Raw genomic sequence first — 15,853 nt, 5'->3', positions numbered from 1 at the left:
AGACTAGGAGAGGGGATGAGACCCTCTCCTTTTTTCATTTTAAAAGGCTGTGGTACACTTGAATCATTCTAAGTTAATGGAGCGTTGTCTATGAAAAAAGCGTTACTTTTCCTTTTCATCTTGTTCCCGGCCATTGAAATAACATTTTTCATCTGGGCAGGTATGGAAATCGGTTTTCTATGGCTTTTCCTTCTCATCGTGGCAACAGGTCTGCTTGGAGTAGCTTTGGCACGCCGCGAAGGAATCCAAACATATAGGAGGGCAAGGGAGCAAATGCAAAATGGCCAGCCGCCGACAGATGAAGTTCTTAACGGTATTTGCATTCTGATTGGTGGATTCCTTTTACTGCTTCCTGGCTTTTTCAGTGATTTTATAGGTATTTTATTTTTACTGCCGTTTACCCGAAAAAGACTTCGGTACTGGGTGCAGGCGCTGCTCATGCGACTTATAGCGAAAAATACGATTCGTGTTTATCGCCGTTAAGTCTGGTTGCCAGATTTTATATATTGCCAGAGGACACGCAGAACACCAGTATGGTAAAGCGTATGGAGGATGACTAACAGTACCGGGCCGGCAAGCAGGCCGATAAAGCCTAACAGCTGGAATCCTGCAAAGACAGCAATCAATGTAGCGAGTGGGTTGAGCCCGATCTGGACCGATAATAGATTGGGTTCCATCAGCTGCCGCTGCAGCACAATTACAAGATAAAGCACAGCCAGTCCGATCGTTAAAGAGAAATTGCCACTCAAAAAGCTGTACAGAATCCAAGGAACGAAGACAATTCCTGTTCCAAGATAAGGCACAATATCAACCAGTGAAATGAAAAAAGCCGTGGCAATCGGATGCTCAATGCGAAGTACAGCGAAACCGATACACATGATCACGAATGTTAAACTCAAGAGCAAAGCCTGTGCTTTCAGGAATCCGAAGCATGCTTTTTTAAGTCCTTTGCCTACTTGTTTGGCGGAAGAGAGCAATAGTGAAGGTAGAAATCTATTTAAAAACGCAGAGATTTTTTCCCAGTCCTTACAGATGAAAAAAGTGCCTAGCAAGGCAAAAATACAAACACTTATATAGAGAGGTGCCTTGCCGAGCAACATAGGAACAGCCTCCAGTGCTACCTGAATGCCTTCTCCTAGTGTTGCAGACAGATGCTGAATGACTGCTTGCAGATTCTCATCAAGTGCCTTTTGCTGATCAGGATTCAATTCCTGTTGAAAAGACATCAATCGCTCATAATATGGCACAATATAAAGCTCCGCCAGTTTTTGTACATAACCTATAAAATCAGTGAAATGTACGGGTACAGTCTTAGCCAGATAAGCTGCACCTTGGGCAATTTCATTTACTGCCAACGCAAGGCCAGCAAGGCAGAAACCTAAAAATATCAATAGAATAAGTGCAACTGCCGCTGTCCTGTTCAAGGCTGTCTTCCGTTCGATCAGACGTACTGCTGGATTCATCAGAATAGCAAGGATGACGGAAATGATAAATGGATATACATAAGGAGCGGCCAGCAGAATGAGAGCGATACTGCCCGCTATCGATCCAAGGACGATACATAATCGCAGCAACTGGTGAAGTGTTGTCATTTGCATGAGCTCACATCCTTTCATTTTCTAGTGGAATAAGTTTGGAGGAAAAATTTTGTTAAACACATCATCATTATTTTTAGTAATCATTCTTATATTAGGAATCATCGGAAAAAACCAATCCATCACGATTGCCGCATATGTCCTGCTTGGCATTAAGGTACTGCAGCTGGATGACAAGGTGTTCCCATTTCTAGCTTCCAAAGGGTTAAGTATCGGAATCACCGTCCTTACAATTGCAGTACTTGTCCCAATTGCAAGCGGAGAAATTGGGTTCAAAGATTTATATGCAAGTGTGAAATCATATTATGCCTGGGTAGCATTGGCAGCTGGGATTCTTGTTGCGGTTTTAGGTAAATACGGCGTCAACCTCATGTCTTCAGATCCGCAGGTGACAGTGGCGCTTGTAATCGGCACAATCCTTGCTGTTGTGCTATTAAACGGTGTCGCGGTAGGTCCGCTGATAGGGGCGGGAATCGCTTATATGGTATTTCAGATTGTCGGACTATTTACTAAATAAAGAAAAATTGATATTATTCTAATAATAAAGAAAACAAAAAAATTAAAACGTTTTCATTTCACAAATAGTTATATTATGTTTATAATGAAAGTGCTTCACTCAAATATCTAGCAACTTGAAGTTTTTATTACACATGTTATGGATTTGACTTTTACTAAAGGGGAGAGATTAACATGGCAGTAGTTAAGGGGCTTGAAGGTGTTGTAGCGGCAGAATCAAAGATCAGCTCGATTATCGACGATCAACTGACTTATGCTGGCTATAGCATCGATGATCTTGCTAGTAATTCCAGTTTCGAGGAAGTAATTTATTTATTATGGCATGATGAGCTGCCGACTGAGGAGCAGCTTGCCCAGCTAAAAGGGGAATTGGCTGCGCAAGCTAAGCTTCCAGAACCGGTTATCGATCACTTGAAATCCTGTGATTTGAAAGCGGTTCATCCAATGGCTGCACTTCGCACTGCTGTTTCACTACTTGGTTTGTACGATGAGGATGCAGAAGTGAATACACCAGAAGCGAATGCTAAGAAGGCAATCCGTCTTCAGGCACAGATTGCAACACTAGTTGCTACTTTTTCTCGTATCCGTTCCGGTCAGGAACCAGTAACACCGCGGGAAGATTACAGCTATGCTGCGAATTTCCTGTATATGTTCAACGAGAAAGAACCAAGTGCCATTGAGATTGAAGCGATGAATAAGGCACTTGTGCTTCACGCTGACCATGAATTGAATGCATCTACATTTACTGCACGTGTCTGTGTCGGTACATTGTCTGATATGTATTCAGGTCTTACAGCAGCAATTGGTGCATTGAAAGGCCCGCTTCATGGAGGAGCAAACGAGGCAGTTATGGAGATGTTGTTCGACATTGGTGAAATTGACAACGTAGAACCGTATCTTGAAAAGAAATTTGCAAACAAAGAGAAGATCATGGGTATGGGACACCGTGTCTATAAATCTGGTGATCCGCGTGCAAAATTCCTGAAAGAAATGTCCCGTGAACTGACAGAGATATCCGGTCAGACAAAATGGTATGAAATGAGCGTAAAAGTAGAAGACATCGTCAAGCGGGAGAAAAACCTTCCGGCAAACGTTGATTTCTATTCTGCTACATGCTATTACAGCTTGGGAATCGATCATGATCTTTATACACCGATCTTTACGGTGAGCCGTTTCTCAGGATGGATCGCACATATCCTCGAACAGTATGCAGACAACCGTCTGATCCGTCCGCGTGCAGAATATGTCGGGGAAACACATCGTACGTATACACCATTAGAAGAAAGAGTCTAATATTTTTACAACCATAGAGGAAAATATTTGCTAAACTGATAGAGTATCAGATTTTATTTAGGAGGAATCGAACATGGCTGAAGCAAACAAAATCACAGTAACAAACGGAGCGCTGCAAGTACCAGACCGTCCGGTCATCCCTTTCATCGAAGGAGATGGAACAGGTCCTGATATTTGGGCTGCCGCAAGCCGTGTACTCGAGGCTGCTGTAGATAAGGCTTACAAAGGCGAGAAGTCCATTGAGTGGAAAGAAGTTTATGCAGGTCAGAAAGCATTCGATAAGACAGGCGAATGGCTCCCGGAAGAAACACTTGATGTAATCCGCGAATATAAGATTGCCATCAAGGGTCCATTGACAACGCCGGTTGGCGGCGGTATCCGTTCATTGAACGTAGCGCTAAGACAAGAGCTTGATTTGTTTACTTGCTTACGTCCGGTCCGCTACTTCAAAGGTGTTCCTTCACCAGTGAAGAAGCCTGAGGATACGGATATGGTCATTTTCCGCGAGAATACGGAAGATATCTATGCTGGTATCGAATGGCAGAAGGGTTCACCGGAAGTGAAAAAAGTCATCGATTTCCTTGAGAATGAAATGGGAGTACATAATATTCGCTTCCCTGAAACATCTGGTATCGGCATTAAGCCTGTATCGGAAGAAGGAACGCAGCGACTGGTGCGCGCAGCAATTGACTACGCAATCCAAGAAAACAGAAAAAGTGTGACACTGGTTCATAAAGGCAACATCATGAAATTCACCGAAGGAGCCTTCAAGAACTGGGGTTATGAACTTGCTGAAGCTGAATACGGCGACAAAGTATTCACATGGCAGCAGTATGATAAGATTGCCGAAGACCAAGGCCGTGAAGCTGCTGACAAAGCACAGCAGGAAGCGGAAGCAGCTGGTAAGATTATTATCAAAGATGCGATTGCAGATATCTTCCTTCAGCAGATCCTGACTCGCCCTGCAGAATTTGATGTAGTAGCGACGATGAACCTGAATGGAGATTACATTTCTGATGCTCTTGCTGCACAAGTTGGCGGTATCGGTATCGCTCCAGGAGCGAATATCAACTACGAAACAGGTCACGCCATCTTTGAAGCGACTCATGGTACAGCGCCGAAGTACGCTGGCCTGGATAAAGTGAACCCATCTTCTGTTATCCTTTCCGGAGTGCTATTGCTTGAGCACCTTGGCTGGAGAGAAGCAGCTGATTTGATTACAAAAGCTATGGACAAGACGATCGCTTCCAAAGTTGTCACATACGATTTCGCACGCTTGATGGACGGGGCAACAGAAGTGAAGACGTCCGAGTTCGGTGATGAATTGATCAAAAATATGGACTAATGTGTCGAAGGAGGAAACATCATGGCAATCAAACGCAGAAAAGTATCCGTAATCGGTAGTGGTTTTACAGGAGCGACAACAGCATTCCTGATTGCACAAAAAGAGCTTGCGGATGTCGTACTAGTCGACATTCCGGACATGGAGGATCCAACCAAGGGTAAAGCCTTGGATATGCTGGAGGCATCTCCGGTGCAGGGCTTCGATGCACATGTGAAAGGCACTTCAGACTATGCTGACACGAAGGATTCCGATGTGGTTGTCATCACTGCGGGTATCGCTCGTAAGCCTGGAATGAGCCGCGATGATCTTGTGAACACAAACAGCAAGATCATGAAATCTGTTACTGAACAAGTTGTGAAGTATTCTCCGGACAGCATCATTGTCGTATTGACCAACCCGGTTGATGCAATGACATACACAGTATACAAAACATCAGGTTTCCCGCGTAATCGTGTAATCGGACAGTCCGGTGTCCTTGATACAGCTCGTTTCCGTACATTTGTAGCGGAGGAGCTTAACCTTTCCATCAAGGATATCACTGGCTTTGTTCTAGGCGGACATGGAGACGACATGGTCCCGCTTATCCGTTATTCCTATGCTGGCGGAATTCCGCTTGAGACATTGATTCCGGAAGATCGCCTCAATGCGATTGTGGAACGTACACGAAAAGGCGGCGGTGAAATCGTCAATTTGCTCGGGAACGGCAGTGCGTATTACGCACCGGCGGCATCCCTGCTCGTGATGGTAGAAGCTATCCTGAAAGATCAGCGCCGTGTTATTCCTTCCATTGCTTATCTGGAAGGTGAATATGGCTACAACGATCTATTCCTTGGCGTTCCGACAATCATCGGCGGCAATGGCTTGGAGGACATCATCCAGCTGGAGCTGACAGATGACGAAAAATCACAGCTTGATAAATCCGTTGAATCTGTACGTAAAGTCATGACTGTATTGCAATAAATATAAGAAAACCTATCCTATAATTAGGATAGGTTTTCTTATATTTACAAACTCTTAACAGAGAAAGCGAATTGGCATGGTTCACTTTACAGTTGGAAAACGGTATGATGTTGCATAGAGGGGGCTAGTATCCATGGCACAAAAAGTACTTATTGTTGATGATGAAGAATCCATCGTAACTTTATTGCAATTCAATATAGAAAGAGCTGGGTTCGAAACGGAAACAGCCTTCGATGGCTTAACAGGACTGCAGAAGGCGCTGCAGAATACATATGATATGATCGTGCTCGATCTGATGCTTCCGGAGCTGGATGGAACAGAAGTGTGCAAGCAGCTGCGGCAGAAGCAGATTGATACGCCGATTCTTATGCTGACTGCTCGGGATGAGGAGTTGGACAAGGTTCTTGGTCTTGAGCTAGGCGCGGATGATTATCTGACAAAGCCTTTCAGCCCGAAAGAGGTAGTTGCACGGATCAAAGCTATTTTACGACGCACGAATAAAAGTGATAATTATATGGAAAGCGGCGAAATCAAAATTGCAGGCTTGTCCATTTTCCCAGATCAATACGAAGCGTCCATAAATGGAGAATCCTTGAGCTTCACCCGCAAGGAATTTGAACTTTTACTCTATCTTTCAAAAAATAAGGGGCGTGTCATGTCACGAGATCAGCTGCTGAGCTCGGTCTGGAATTATGACTTCGTCGGAGATACGCGTATCGTGGATGTACATATCAGTCATTTGCGCGAAAAAATTGAACCTGATTCCAAACATCCTGTCTATATCAAGACGATTCGCGGCTTGGGCTATAAGATGGAGGAGCCGCAATAATGCGTCGCAGTTCTTATGGGATTGCCGTTTATGGATCGCTCATCCTGCTGATCTTTGCGGCAATCGGTTTTATCCTTATGCAAATCACTTCTGAGTGGTTTATTCTTTGGAGCGCCCTGCTGATCGGAGCAGCATTGATCATTTCGGTGCTATACCGACTGCAGGAACGCTATATCAAGCCTGTTTCCATGACTGCCGAAGTAGCAGAGGAGCTTGTGAAAGGAAACTATAAGGCAAGGAATTACGAGAACTTCTATGGAGATGCCGGACGCTTGATTCGCTCTGTGAACCAGATTGCGCGCAATCTGCATGAGCTGGAGCTATTGGAGAAGATGCAGGAAGATCAGCTTGAAACGGTGATCGATAACATGGAAAGCGGTCTGATGCTAGTCGATGAACGCGGATATGTGCATCTGGTCAACAGGAAGTTCCTTTCCGTATTCGGAGGCAAGGACAAGGATTATATAGGTCACGTATATCATGACACCATATCCCAAACCAATATCCATCATGTTGTCTCGGAGGCCTTTCTTTATGAAGAGAAAGTTCGTGATGCTTTCACATTGCAGCGCGAAAAGGAAAAGCGATTCTTCGAAATTGTCGCTGCACCTATATTCAATGACTCCTACGATTTGAAGGGCGCTGTACTCGTTTTTTACGAGATTACAGATTTGAAGCGTGTGGAGGAGATGCGGAAGGATTTCGTGGCCAATGTGTCGCATGAACTGAAAACGCCGCTCACATCCATCCGTGGTTTTTCCGAAACATTGCTTGAAGAAGGGGCTTTGGATGATAAGGAGCTTACAGAGCGCTTTATTACGATTATCAATAATGAAAGTCAGCGCCTTCAGGCATTGGTGAAGGATTTACTAGAGCTTTCCCGTCTGGAGAAAGAAGAACTGCAGATGCGGATGGAGAGGCTCGACTTCAGCAGTATGGTTGATACCATCATGCCTATGATAGATCAGCATGCAGCCAATAAGAATATCGAAGTGGAACTGGAGCTTCCTGGCAGTGTTATCATGCGCGGAGACGAAGACCGCCTGAAGCAGCTTGTCATCAATTTACTGAATAATGCTGTGAACTATACACCGTCAAATGGCAAGGTGAAGCTCAAGGTAACACAATCGAATGATGCTGTGTTTGCCGAGATAACAGATACTGGTATTGGAATTCCGGAAGATTCAATAGATCGAGTATTTGAGCGTTTTTACCGCGTCGATAAAGCTCGCAGCCGTAATACTGGCGGAACCGGACTGGGTCTCGCGATCGTCAAGCATGTTGTTGAGGCGCATGGCGGAACGATAACAGTAAGCAGTGAAGTGAATAAAGGAACTACTTTTTCTATTCGATTGCCAAAGGCTCTTGGTTAAGATCGTCCACTGGACGATCTTTTTTGTTTCAGCAAGGAAACATGGTAAACTAATGAAAAGAGACAGGAACGATGATAAAGGAGTTTGATGTATGACGAATAAATTGGTATTGATCGATGGAAACAGCATCGCTTATCGTGCGTTTTTTGCACTGCCGCTGTTGAATAATGATAAAGGTATCCATACAAATGCTATCTATGGATTCACTACAATGCTCTTCCGTATTTTAGAGAATGAAAAACCGACGCATTTGCTAGTAGCCTTTGATGCTGGGAAGACGACTTTCCGTCATGAAACGTACAAAGAATACAAAGGCGGCCGTCAGAAGACACCATCTGAATTATCGGAGCAATTCCCGCTGCTGCGTGAATTGCTGGATGCATTCTCTATTAAGCATTATCAGCTGAATCAATATGAGGCGGATGATATCATCGGTACATTGACTAAGCAAGCAGAAGCGGAAGATTACGAGATAAAAGTCATTTCCGGGGACAAGGATTTATTGCAGCTTGTCAGTGATAAGACGACTATTCAGCTTACAAGAAAAGGTATCAGCGAAATTGATTCCTATACACCGGACTTTTTATTGGAAAACATGGAGGTCACACCTGATCAGATTATCGATATGAAAGCGCTCATGGGAGATAGCTCCGACAATATACCAGGAGTTCCTGGTGTTGGTCAAAAGACTGCTGTCAAATTGCTGAAGCAGTTCCAAACGCTCGATCGTATTTACGAACAGCTGGATGATGTATCAGGTAAAAGCATCAAGCAGAAGCTGACGGATAATAAAGAATCGGCATTCATGAGCCGGGAGCTCGCAACTATTGAAACGAAAGCGCCAATAGAAGTGAGTCTTGAAGAAATTAATTATGATGGATTTCAGCCTGCAGCAGTAAGTACGATATTTAAAGATCTCGGCTTCCAATCGCTGCTTGGGAGACTCGGTGAAGAAGGTGCACCAGAGGAAGTATCGCAAGAGCTTGCGCCGTTGGATGTAACAATCGTGGATAACATCACGGAGGACCTGTTCACTGGAGAAGATGCACTCGTCGTCGAGATGCTGACTGATAATTATCATACAGCTCAAATCGAAGGCTTTGGTCTTGCTAATGCAAATGGAGCTTATTTCATTCCTTCAGATGTTGCGTACGAATCGGATGTGTTCAAAGCGTGGGCAGAGGACAGTACAAAAGCAAAATGGGTTTTTGATGTCAAACGGTCTGTCGTAGCATTGCTGCATCATGGTATTACGATGGAAAATGCTGATTTTGACTTGTTATTGGCGTCTTACTTGATCAATCCATCTGAAAATCATCACGACATTCCAGCAATCGGGCATCGTTTAGGTAAAAAAGATGTCTTATATGATGAAGAAGTATACGGAAAAGGCGCGAAGATGAAGGTCCCGAACTTGGAAGCCTTTAGTGAGCACCTTGCCAGAAAAGCGATGGTCATATACCAGCTTAAGCCAGAGGCAGAAGCAAAGCTGTCGGAGAACGAGCAGCTTGAATTATTCCGTAACTTAGAACTGCCGCTTGCCACCATCCTCGGAGAAATGGAATACCTAGGTGTGCAGGTCGATGTAGAGCGTATCAAAGAAATGAAAGAAGAACTAGGCGGCAGATTATCGGAAATCGAACAAAAAGTGTACGAGCTTGCTGGCGAAGAATTTAATCTCAATTCACCGAAACAGCTGGGACCGATTCTTTTCGAAAAGCTAGGCTTACCGGTCATCAAGAAAACGAAAACAGGTTATTCCACATCAGCAGATGTACTGGAACAGCTTGCGGATCAGCATGAGATCATTCAGCAGCTGCTTTTGTACCGCCAATTAGGAAAGCTGCAATCTACGTACATTGAAGGGCTTTTGAAAGTAGTGGATAAAGACACGAACAAGATCCATACTCGTTTCAATCAAGCCTTGACGCAGACAGGCCGCTTGAGCTCAACGGAGCCGAACCTGCAGAACATACCGATCCGTCTGGAGGAAGGCCGTAAGATCAGACAGGCCTTTGTTCCGTCCAAGGAGAATTCCGTTATCTTTGCGGCAGACTATTCTCAGATTGAGCTCCGGGTTTTAGCGCATATCGCTCAAGATGAAAAATTGATCGAGGCATTCAATGAAGATATGGATATCCACAGCAGGACAGCAATGGACGTTTTCCATGTCGAAGAGAAAGATATTACCAGCAACATGCGCCGCCAAGCGAAGGCAGTCAATTTTGGTATCGTCTATGGAATCAGTGATTATGGGTTATCCCAAAGTCTTGGTATCACACGTAAGGAAGCGCAGCAGTTCATCGACCGCTATCTCAAGAGCTTCTCTGGTGTAAAAACGTATATGGAAGATATCGTCCAGGATGCCAAACAGAAAGGCTTTGTAACGACGCTCATGAATCGCAGGCGCTATCTGCCGGATCTGACCAGCCGGAACTTCAATGTGCGGAGCTTTGCTGAACGGACAGCGATGAATACTCCGATCCAGGGCAGTGCAGCTGATATCATCAAAAAAGCGATGATTGATTTGGCAGAACGCCTAGAAGCGGAACAGATGGAAGCGAAGCTTTTGCTTTCGGTGCACGATGAGCTGATTCTGGAAGCACCAGAATCGGAACTAGAGAAATTAAAAGAAGTTGTACCTGATGTCATGGAACACGCTGTGGAGCTGGATGTACCGCTGAAAGTGGAATACGCATACGGCAAAACATGGTACGACGCGAAATAAGCACGGAAAGAAGGACAAGGAATGCCGGAATTACCAGAGGTAGAAACAGCAAGAAGGACATTGGAACAGCTCGTCGTCGGCAAGACGATTAAAGATATCACGGTCCGCTGGCATAAAATCATTAAATTCGATGAAGGTGTGGAAGCCTTCATCGAGCGGCTGAAAGGGCAGACGTTTCGTTCAATAGGACGAAAAGGAAAGTTTCTCCTGTTTTACTTGGATGGGGATGTACTTGTATCCCATTTGCGGATGGAAGGGAAGTTCTCCGTCAAGCCCGAAGAAGAGCCTTCCGACAAGCATACCCACGTTATCTTCCAGCTGACGAATGGCGAACAGCTGCGTTATAACGATGTCCGCAAGTTCGGTACGATGCACCTGTTCACGGAAGGGCAGGAAAATGATACGCCTCCGCTTACCTTGGTTGGACCAGAGCCTTTTGATGAAAGCTTCACACTGGATTATTTCAAGGAAAAGGTACAGCGAAGCAGCAGGATGATCAAGAATATTTTGCTGGACCAGACGGTAGTTGCTGGTCTGGGTAATATTTATGTTGATGAGACATTGTTTAAAGCAGGAATACACCCAGAGCGACGAGGCAGTTCAATGCAAGACATGGAATTGGTTCGTATTCAGCAAGCAGCCGCTGAGACATTGCTGGAAGCAGTCGAAAAAGGCGGCAGCACTATCCGCAGCTATGTGAACAGCCAAGGAAAGATTGGGACGTTCCAGCAGCAGCTGCTCGTATATGGCCAGAACGGCACACCATGCCCGAATTGCGGAAGGGAAATCATCAAGATTAAAGTAGGCGGGAGAGGCACACATATCTGCACTTCCTGTCAGAAGTAAAGGAGGGCTTGATCTTGAGTACTGTGATTGGACTGACTGGCGGTATAGCATCTGGAAAAAGTACTGTGAGCGACTTGTTCAAGGAATATAATATCCCGGTTGTTGATGCGGATATAGTCGCTCGCGAAGTAGTTGAGCCTGGTGAGCCTGCTTTGGCTAGTATCGTTGAAGCATTCGGCAATGATATCCTGCTTGCTGACGGATCACTTGACCGGCAGAAGCTAGGCGGAATCATCTTTCAGGATCAAGAGAAGCGTGAGATTCTCAATGGTATCGTACATCCTGTTGTCAGGGAAAGGATGACAGCTGAGCGAGATCGTCTTAAAGTCGATCATCCAGCCGTTGTCCTTGATATACCATTATTATTTGAAGGCAATCAATTGCATTTAGTTGAAAAGATAGTTGTTGTGCATGTCGATCCGCAAATACAGCTGCATAGACTGATGCAGCGAAATGATTTAACTGAGCAAGCAGCATTGGATCGGATCAACAGTCAAATGTCTTTGGCAGCCAAAGCTGCCAGAGCGGATGCAATCATTGATAATAATGGCAGCAGGGAAGAAACGAGAGCGCAGCTGGAGCAGCTTTTAGTATCTTGGAACATTAAGGAAGGAGCCTGACAGAAAGGGCTCCTTTTTTTATTCGCATTTATCTTTTAATATGTTATACTAATATCAATAAATTAATATATAGTGTGACACATTAGAGGAGGCAGTATAATGACAACACGTATCGCGATTAATGGATTTGGCAGAATTGGCAGATTGGTTTGCAGACGAGCAATGGAAATGCCTGATTTGGAAATTGTGGCAGTGAATGCTTCTTATCCAGCGGAAACACTGGCCCATCTTCTCCGCTATGACAGTGTGCACGGTAATTTAGATGCTGACATTTCCGCAGAAGCAGGTTCAATTGTTTATGAAGGAAAAACGATACGCGTCATAGGGGAACGGAATCCAGCACAGCTCCCATGGAAAGAACTTGAGGTTGATGTCGTCATCGAAGCAACGGGGAAGTTCTGTTCACAGGAATCAGCATCTCTGCACTTGGATGCAGGTGCGAAAAAGGTTGTCATTACAGCTCCAGGAAAAAATGTGGATGCAACGATCGTGATGGGTGTAAATGATCGGATATATGAAAGTGAATTGCATCATGTCGTTTCCAATGCTTCCTGTACGACGAACTGCCTGGCACCTGTTGTTAAAGTACTGGATGAACGGTTCACGATTAAAAACGGTCTGATGACGACGGTTCATAGCTTCACGAATGATCAGAAGAATATCGACAATCCGCACAAAGATTTGCGCAGAGCCAGAGGCTGTACACAATCGATCATTCCGACGACAACAGGAGCTGCTAAAGCACTCGCGGAAGTACTGCCGCATCTGAAGGGGAAGCTACACGGCATGGCATTGCGTGTTCCGACTCCAAATGTCTCGCTTGTTGATCTTGTGGTGGATGTGGAAGAATCCGTAACTGCAGAACAAGTCAATGATGCGTTCCGAACAGCGGCAGAAACTGACATGAGAGGTATTATCTCTTATAATGAAGAGCCATTGGTCAGTATCGATTATACGACGACAGCGCAATCGGCTACAATTGATGGCTTATCTACGATCGTTATGGAAGAAAAGAAAATAAAAGTTATTGCTTGGTACGATAATGAATGGGGTTATTCCTGCCGCGTCGTCGATTTGGCACAGCTTGTCGGCAGCAGTCTTCTAAAGGCAGATGGAGCAGAAGTCATCTAAGTAAAACTCCCGCTTTGAATTATTTTGGACGTATGCTTGCCAAACAAGTACAAACACTATATACTACTTTTTGCATGCATTCTTTACTGCATACAAGCATGATGTCAAAACTGTTTTCCTAAAGAATCTATGCAGCAAGTGACTGCTTAAAGGGTTAGGACCTCTTTGGACTAACTTTCCCCCGTGGCAATTCACGCATTTATTTTTTAGGTAAATATTCAAAGGGGGAAACACATTGGATACAATGGGAAGACATGTTATAGCGGAACTATGGGATTGTAATACAGAAAAACTGAACGACATGCAGCTGATCGAGCAAATCTTCGTAGATGCAGCATTGAAATCAGGAGCTGAAGTACGGGAGGTAGCCTTCCACAAATTTGCGCCGCATGGCGTAAGCGGAGTGGTCATCATCTCTGAGTCGCATCTGACAATTCACAGTTTTCCGGAACATGGCTATGCCAGCATTGATGTTTACACTTGCGGTAACATCATTGACCCGAACGTAGCGACTGATTATATCATTGACGCGCTTGAAGCTAAAACTTGTGAAAAAGCAGAGCTTCCGCGGGGCATGGGTCCTGTGGCAGTACAGCCTAAATCACATTAATACCAAGATAACCAACCCTGTTCCTTTTAGGATCAGGGTTTTTTTAATGTTGTATCTCAAGCCTACATAAGGGAAACATAGCTTATGGTCGCATTTTAGTTTCACTTCCGATATAATAGCAGGTACTAATAGTTACTGCTAGAAAGAAGGTATGTTTTTGAATAGACGTGTCGTAGTTACAGGATATGGTGCTGTTACACCGCTTGGCTCGGATGTAGAGACATTCTGGAATAATATTAAAGCTGGGGAATCCGGTATCAAAAAGCTGGATCCGGAGAAATTTGCCGGGATAGCTTCACAAATCGGCGGAACTGCCAGCGGATTTGATCCGGAGCAGTATTTGGACAAAAAAGAAATTGAACGCTATGACTTGTATAGTCAGTTTGCTTATGGTGCTGCTGTACAGGCGATGGAGCAAGCCAATCTGTCAGCGGAGACCGTAAATCCTGAACGTGTCGGTATTTACATCGGTTCTGGTATTGGCGGCGTAAACACAATATTGAACAATCATGCAACGATGCTTGAAAAAGGTCCCAGACGTGTTTCACCATTCATGGTACCGATGATGATCAGCAACATGGCTGCAGGAATTGTTTCGATCAAGACGGGCTTCAGTGGCCCTAGCTTTGCACCTGTATCTGCTTGTGCAACTGGGAATCATGCAATCGGGGAAGCATTCCTGAATATTAAGCATGGTTATGCGGATGCCATTCTTGCTGGAGGAGCAGAAGCATCTATTACACCTTTCGCTTATGCCGGATTTACGAAAATGCGGGCAATGAGTACGCAAAATGATTCACCTCTAACTGCAAGCTCGCCATTCGATGCAAACCGCGATGGGTTCGTCATGTCAGAAGGTGCGGGTATTCTTGTACTGGAAGAGCTGGAGCATGCACAAAAGCGTGGCGCAGTCATCCTTGGCGAAATTGTTGGATACGGGTCGACTACGGATGCGCATCACATTACATCGCCTAACTATCTTGGTCCTGCACGCGCAATGAAGCTGGCGATGCAAATGGCTGACTTAGAGCTTGGAGACGTGGATTACATAAATGCGCACGCTACAAGCACTCCTGAGGGAGATAAAACAGAAACGAAAGCAATCAAGGAAGTATTTGGAGATAACGCAAGTGACTTGCTGATCAGTTCGACAAAATCAATGACTGGGCATCTGTTTGGTGCTGCAGGAGCTGTAGAAGCGATCATCACCTTGAAAGCCCTGCAAGATGGCATTGTACCTCCAACGATTAATTATCGGGATGCTGATCCTGATTGCGATTTGTCTTATGTTCCGAACGAAGCAGTTGAAAAGGAACTGTCAGTTGCTCTGTCGAATGGTTTCGGTTTCGGCGGACATAATGCGGTGCTTGCACTGCAAAAATGGAAAGGGTAGCCCTCGGCTGCCTTTTTTTGTTGGGTCCAAGAACGCTTCGATTTTTCTCTTGAATCATGGTAGAATAGGAAAAAGACGATGCAAAAGTGTCGCAAATGCGCGAAGCCTGTCGAGGTTCGCGGAAGTAATGGGGTGGATCGGCATGAGATGTCCAAACTGCCAATATAAAAGCACAAAAGTACTAGACTCCCGTCCCATCGAGGAAGGGCGTTCCATCCGGCGACGCAGGGAATGCGAAGACTGCGCTTTTCGCTTCACAACGTTCGAACGTATTGAAGCAACACCATTGATTGTTGTTAAAAAAGAAGGAACGCGGGAAGAATTCAGTAAAGAGAAGCTTTTGCGCGGGTTGATCAAGGCGTGTGAGAAACGCCCGGTTGCGCTGGAGCAGATTGAACATATTGTAGCAGAAGTTGAGAAGGAACTGCGTAACAGCGGAACATCTGAAGTACAAAGCAAAGAAATCGGCGAGATGGTCATGGAACGTCTGTCTGAAGTGGATGAAGTGGCGTATGTACGTTTCGCATCTGTTTACCGGCAATTCAAAGATATCAGTGTCTTCCTGGAAGAATTGAAGGACTTGATCAAAACCGATAAGAAAGAGTAATAGTTTG

Annotated in this window: 15 protein-coding genes; 14 read left to right on the top strand and 1 reads right to left on the bottom strand. The window is 44.9% G+C overall.

The window, feature by feature from the left end; genetic code table 11:
* Positions 1–90 precede the first annotated feature (90 nt).
* A complete protein-coding gene (locus tag ABXS78_RS11740; RefSeq protein WP_366247380.1) occupies positions 91–483 on the top strand; it encodes an FxsA family protein in 393 nt (130 codons plus the stop codon).
* Here the strand turns inward: ABXS78_RS11740 and ytvI are convergent.
* The gene (gene ytvI, locus ABXS78_RS11735; protein ID WP_366247379.1) at positions 480–1,598 is read right to left on the bottom strand and encodes a sporulation integral membrane protein YtvI; all 1,119 of its coding nucleotides are present in this window, start codon (positions 1,596–1,598) and stop codon (positions 480–482) included. The genes ABXS78_RS11740 and ytvI overlap by 4 nt on opposite strands.
* 49 nt (positions 1,599–1,647) lie before the next feature.
* On the opposite strand from ytvI, the gene ABXS78_RS11730 reads away from it, so the two are divergent.
* The 13 genes from ABXS78_RS11730 (at position 1,648) to nrdR (ending at position 15,846) form a co-directional block, all read left to right on the top strand.
* A complete protein-coding gene (locus tag ABXS78_RS11730) occupies positions 1,648–2,112 on the top strand; it encodes a DUF441 domain-containing protein (protein ID WP_095220157.1) in 465 nt (154 codons plus the stop codon).
* 173 nt (positions 2,113–2,285) lie between these two features.
* A complete protein-coding gene (citZ, locus tag ABXS78_RS11725) occupies positions 2,286–3,404 on the top strand; it encodes a citrate synthase (protein WP_366247378.1) in 1,119 nt (372 codons plus the stop codon).
* Positions 3,405–3,477: 73 nt separating this feature from the next.
* Positions 3,478–4,749 carry an NADP-dependent isocitrate dehydrogenase gene (gene icd / locus ABXS78_RS11720; protein ID WP_366247377.1) on the top strand — a complete coding sequence of 424 codons (1,272 nt, stop codon included), beginning with the start codon at positions 3,478–3,480 and terminating at the stop codon, positions 4,747–4,749.
* 21 nt (positions 4,750–4,770) lie between these two features.
* The gene (gene mdh, locus ABXS78_RS11715; RefSeq protein ID WP_095222172.1) at positions 4,771–5,709 is read left to right on the top strand and encodes a malate dehydrogenase; all 939 of its coding nucleotides are present in this window, start codon (positions 4,771–4,773) and stop codon (positions 5,707–5,709) included.
* A 133-nt stretch (positions 5,710–5,842) separates the two neighbouring features.
* Positions 5,843–6,538: a response regulator transcription factor gene (locus tag ABXS78_RS11710; protein WP_095222174.1), complete on the top strand. Its 696-nt coding sequence runs from the start codon at positions 5,843–5,845 to the stop codon at positions 6,536–6,538.
* Complete coding sequence (pnpS, locus tag ABXS78_RS11705; RefSeq protein WP_366247376.1) at positions 6,538–7,911, top strand: two-component system histidine kinase PnpS; 1,374 nt, start codon at positions 6,538–6,540, stop codon at positions 7,909–7,911. The genes ABXS78_RS11710 and pnpS overlap by 1 nt, the downstream gene beginning before the upstream one ends.
* Before the next feature lie 91 nt (positions 7,912–8,002).
* The gene (gene polA / locus ABXS78_RS11700) at positions 8,003–10,639 is read left to right on the top strand and encodes a DNA polymerase I (RefSeq protein ID WP_366247375.1); all 2,637 of its coding nucleotides are present in this window, start codon (positions 8,003–8,005) and stop codon (positions 10,637–10,639) included.
* Between the two features lie 21 nt (positions 10,640–10,660).
* Positions 10,661–11,485 carry a DNA-formamidopyrimidine glycosylase gene (gene mutM / locus ABXS78_RS11695; protein WP_366247374.1) on the top strand — a complete coding sequence of 275 codons (825 nt, stop codon included), beginning with the start codon at positions 10,661–10,663 and terminating at the stop codon, positions 11,483–11,485.
* A gap of 14 nt (positions 11,486–11,499) precedes the next feature.
* Positions 11,500–12,105 (top strand): dephospho-CoA kinase, encoded by a 606-nt coding sequence (gene coaE, locus ABXS78_RS11690; RefSeq protein ID WP_366247373.1) that lies wholly within the window; start codon positions 11,500–11,502, stop codon positions 12,103–12,105.
* 99 nt (positions 12,106–12,204) lie between these two features.
* Entirely contained in the window at positions 12,205–13,236 is a 1,032-nt protein-coding gene (locus ABXS78_RS11685; protein ID WP_366247372.1) for a glyceraldehyde-3-phosphate dehydrogenase, read from the top strand.
* Positions 13,237–13,471: 235 nt separating this feature from the next.
* Positions 13,472–13,846, top strand: a complete 375-nt coding sequence (gene speD / locus ABXS78_RS11680) for an adenosylmethionine decarboxylase (RefSeq protein ID WP_038562156.1) — start codon at positions 13,472–13,474, stop codon at positions 13,844–13,846.
* Positions 13,847–14,003: 157 nt separating this feature from the next.
* The gene (gene fabF, locus ABXS78_RS11675) at positions 14,004–15,239 is read left to right on the top strand and encodes a beta-ketoacyl-ACP synthase II (protein ID WP_366247371.1); all 1,236 of its coding nucleotides are present in this window, start codon (positions 14,004–14,006) and stop codon (positions 15,237–15,239) included.
* A gap of 142 nt (positions 15,240–15,381) precedes the next feature.
* Entirely contained in the window at positions 15,382–15,846 is a 465-nt protein-coding gene (gene nrdR, locus ABXS78_RS11670) for a transcriptional regulator NrdR (protein WP_095222186.1), read from the top strand.
* The last annotated feature ends 7 nt before the right edge of the window (positions 15,847–15,853 follow it).

Source organism: Terribacillus aidingensis, assembly GCF_040703035.1.
In the GTDB taxonomy this organism is placed as follows: Bacteria; Bacillota; Bacilli; order Bacillales; family Amphibacillaceae; genus Terribacillus.
Note: the sequence above shows the minus strand (reverse complement) of the source record. Positions and strands in the feature narration are given on the sequence as shown.

Coding starts and splice junctions, on each gene's coding strand:
- ABXS78_RS11740 (WP_366247380.1), top strand. CDS start 91: ATGAAAAAAGCGTTACTTTTCCTTTTCATCTTGTTCCCGGCCATTGAA.
- ytvI (WP_366247379.1), bottom strand. CDS start 1,598: ATGCAAATGACAACACTTCACCAGTTGCTGCGATTATGTATCGTCCTT.
- citZ (WP_366247378.1), top strand. CDS start 2,286: ATGGCAGTAGTTAAGGGGCTTGAAGGTGTTGTAGCGGCAGAATCAAAG.
- icd (WP_366247377.1), top strand. CDS start 3,478: ATGGCTGAAGCAAACAAAATCACAGTAACAAACGGAGCGCTGCAAGTA.
- mdh (WP_095222172.1), top strand. CDS start 4,771: ATGGCAATCAAACGCAGAAAAGTATCCGTAATCGGTAGTGGTTTTACA.
- ABXS78_RS11710 (WP_095222174.1), top strand. CDS start 5,843: ATGGCACAAAAAGTACTTATTGTTGATGATGAAGAATCCATCGTAACT.
- pnpS (WP_366247376.1), top strand. CDS start 6,538: ATGCGTCGCAGTTCTTATGGGATTGCCGTTTATGGATCGCTCATCCTG.
- polA (WP_366247375.1), top strand. CDS start 8,003: ATGACGAATAAATTGGTATTGATCGATGGAAACAGCATCGCTTATCGT.
- mutM (WP_366247374.1), top strand. CDS start 10,661: ATGCCGGAATTACCAGAGGTAGAAACAGCAAGAAGGACATTGGAACAG.
- ABXS78_RS11685 (WP_366247372.1), top strand. CDS start 12,205: ATGACAACACGTATCGCGATTAATGGATTTGGCAGAATTGGCAGATTG.
- nrdR (WP_095222186.1), top strand. CDS start 15,382: ATGAGATGTCCAAACTGCCAATATAAAAGCACAAAAGTACTAGACTCC.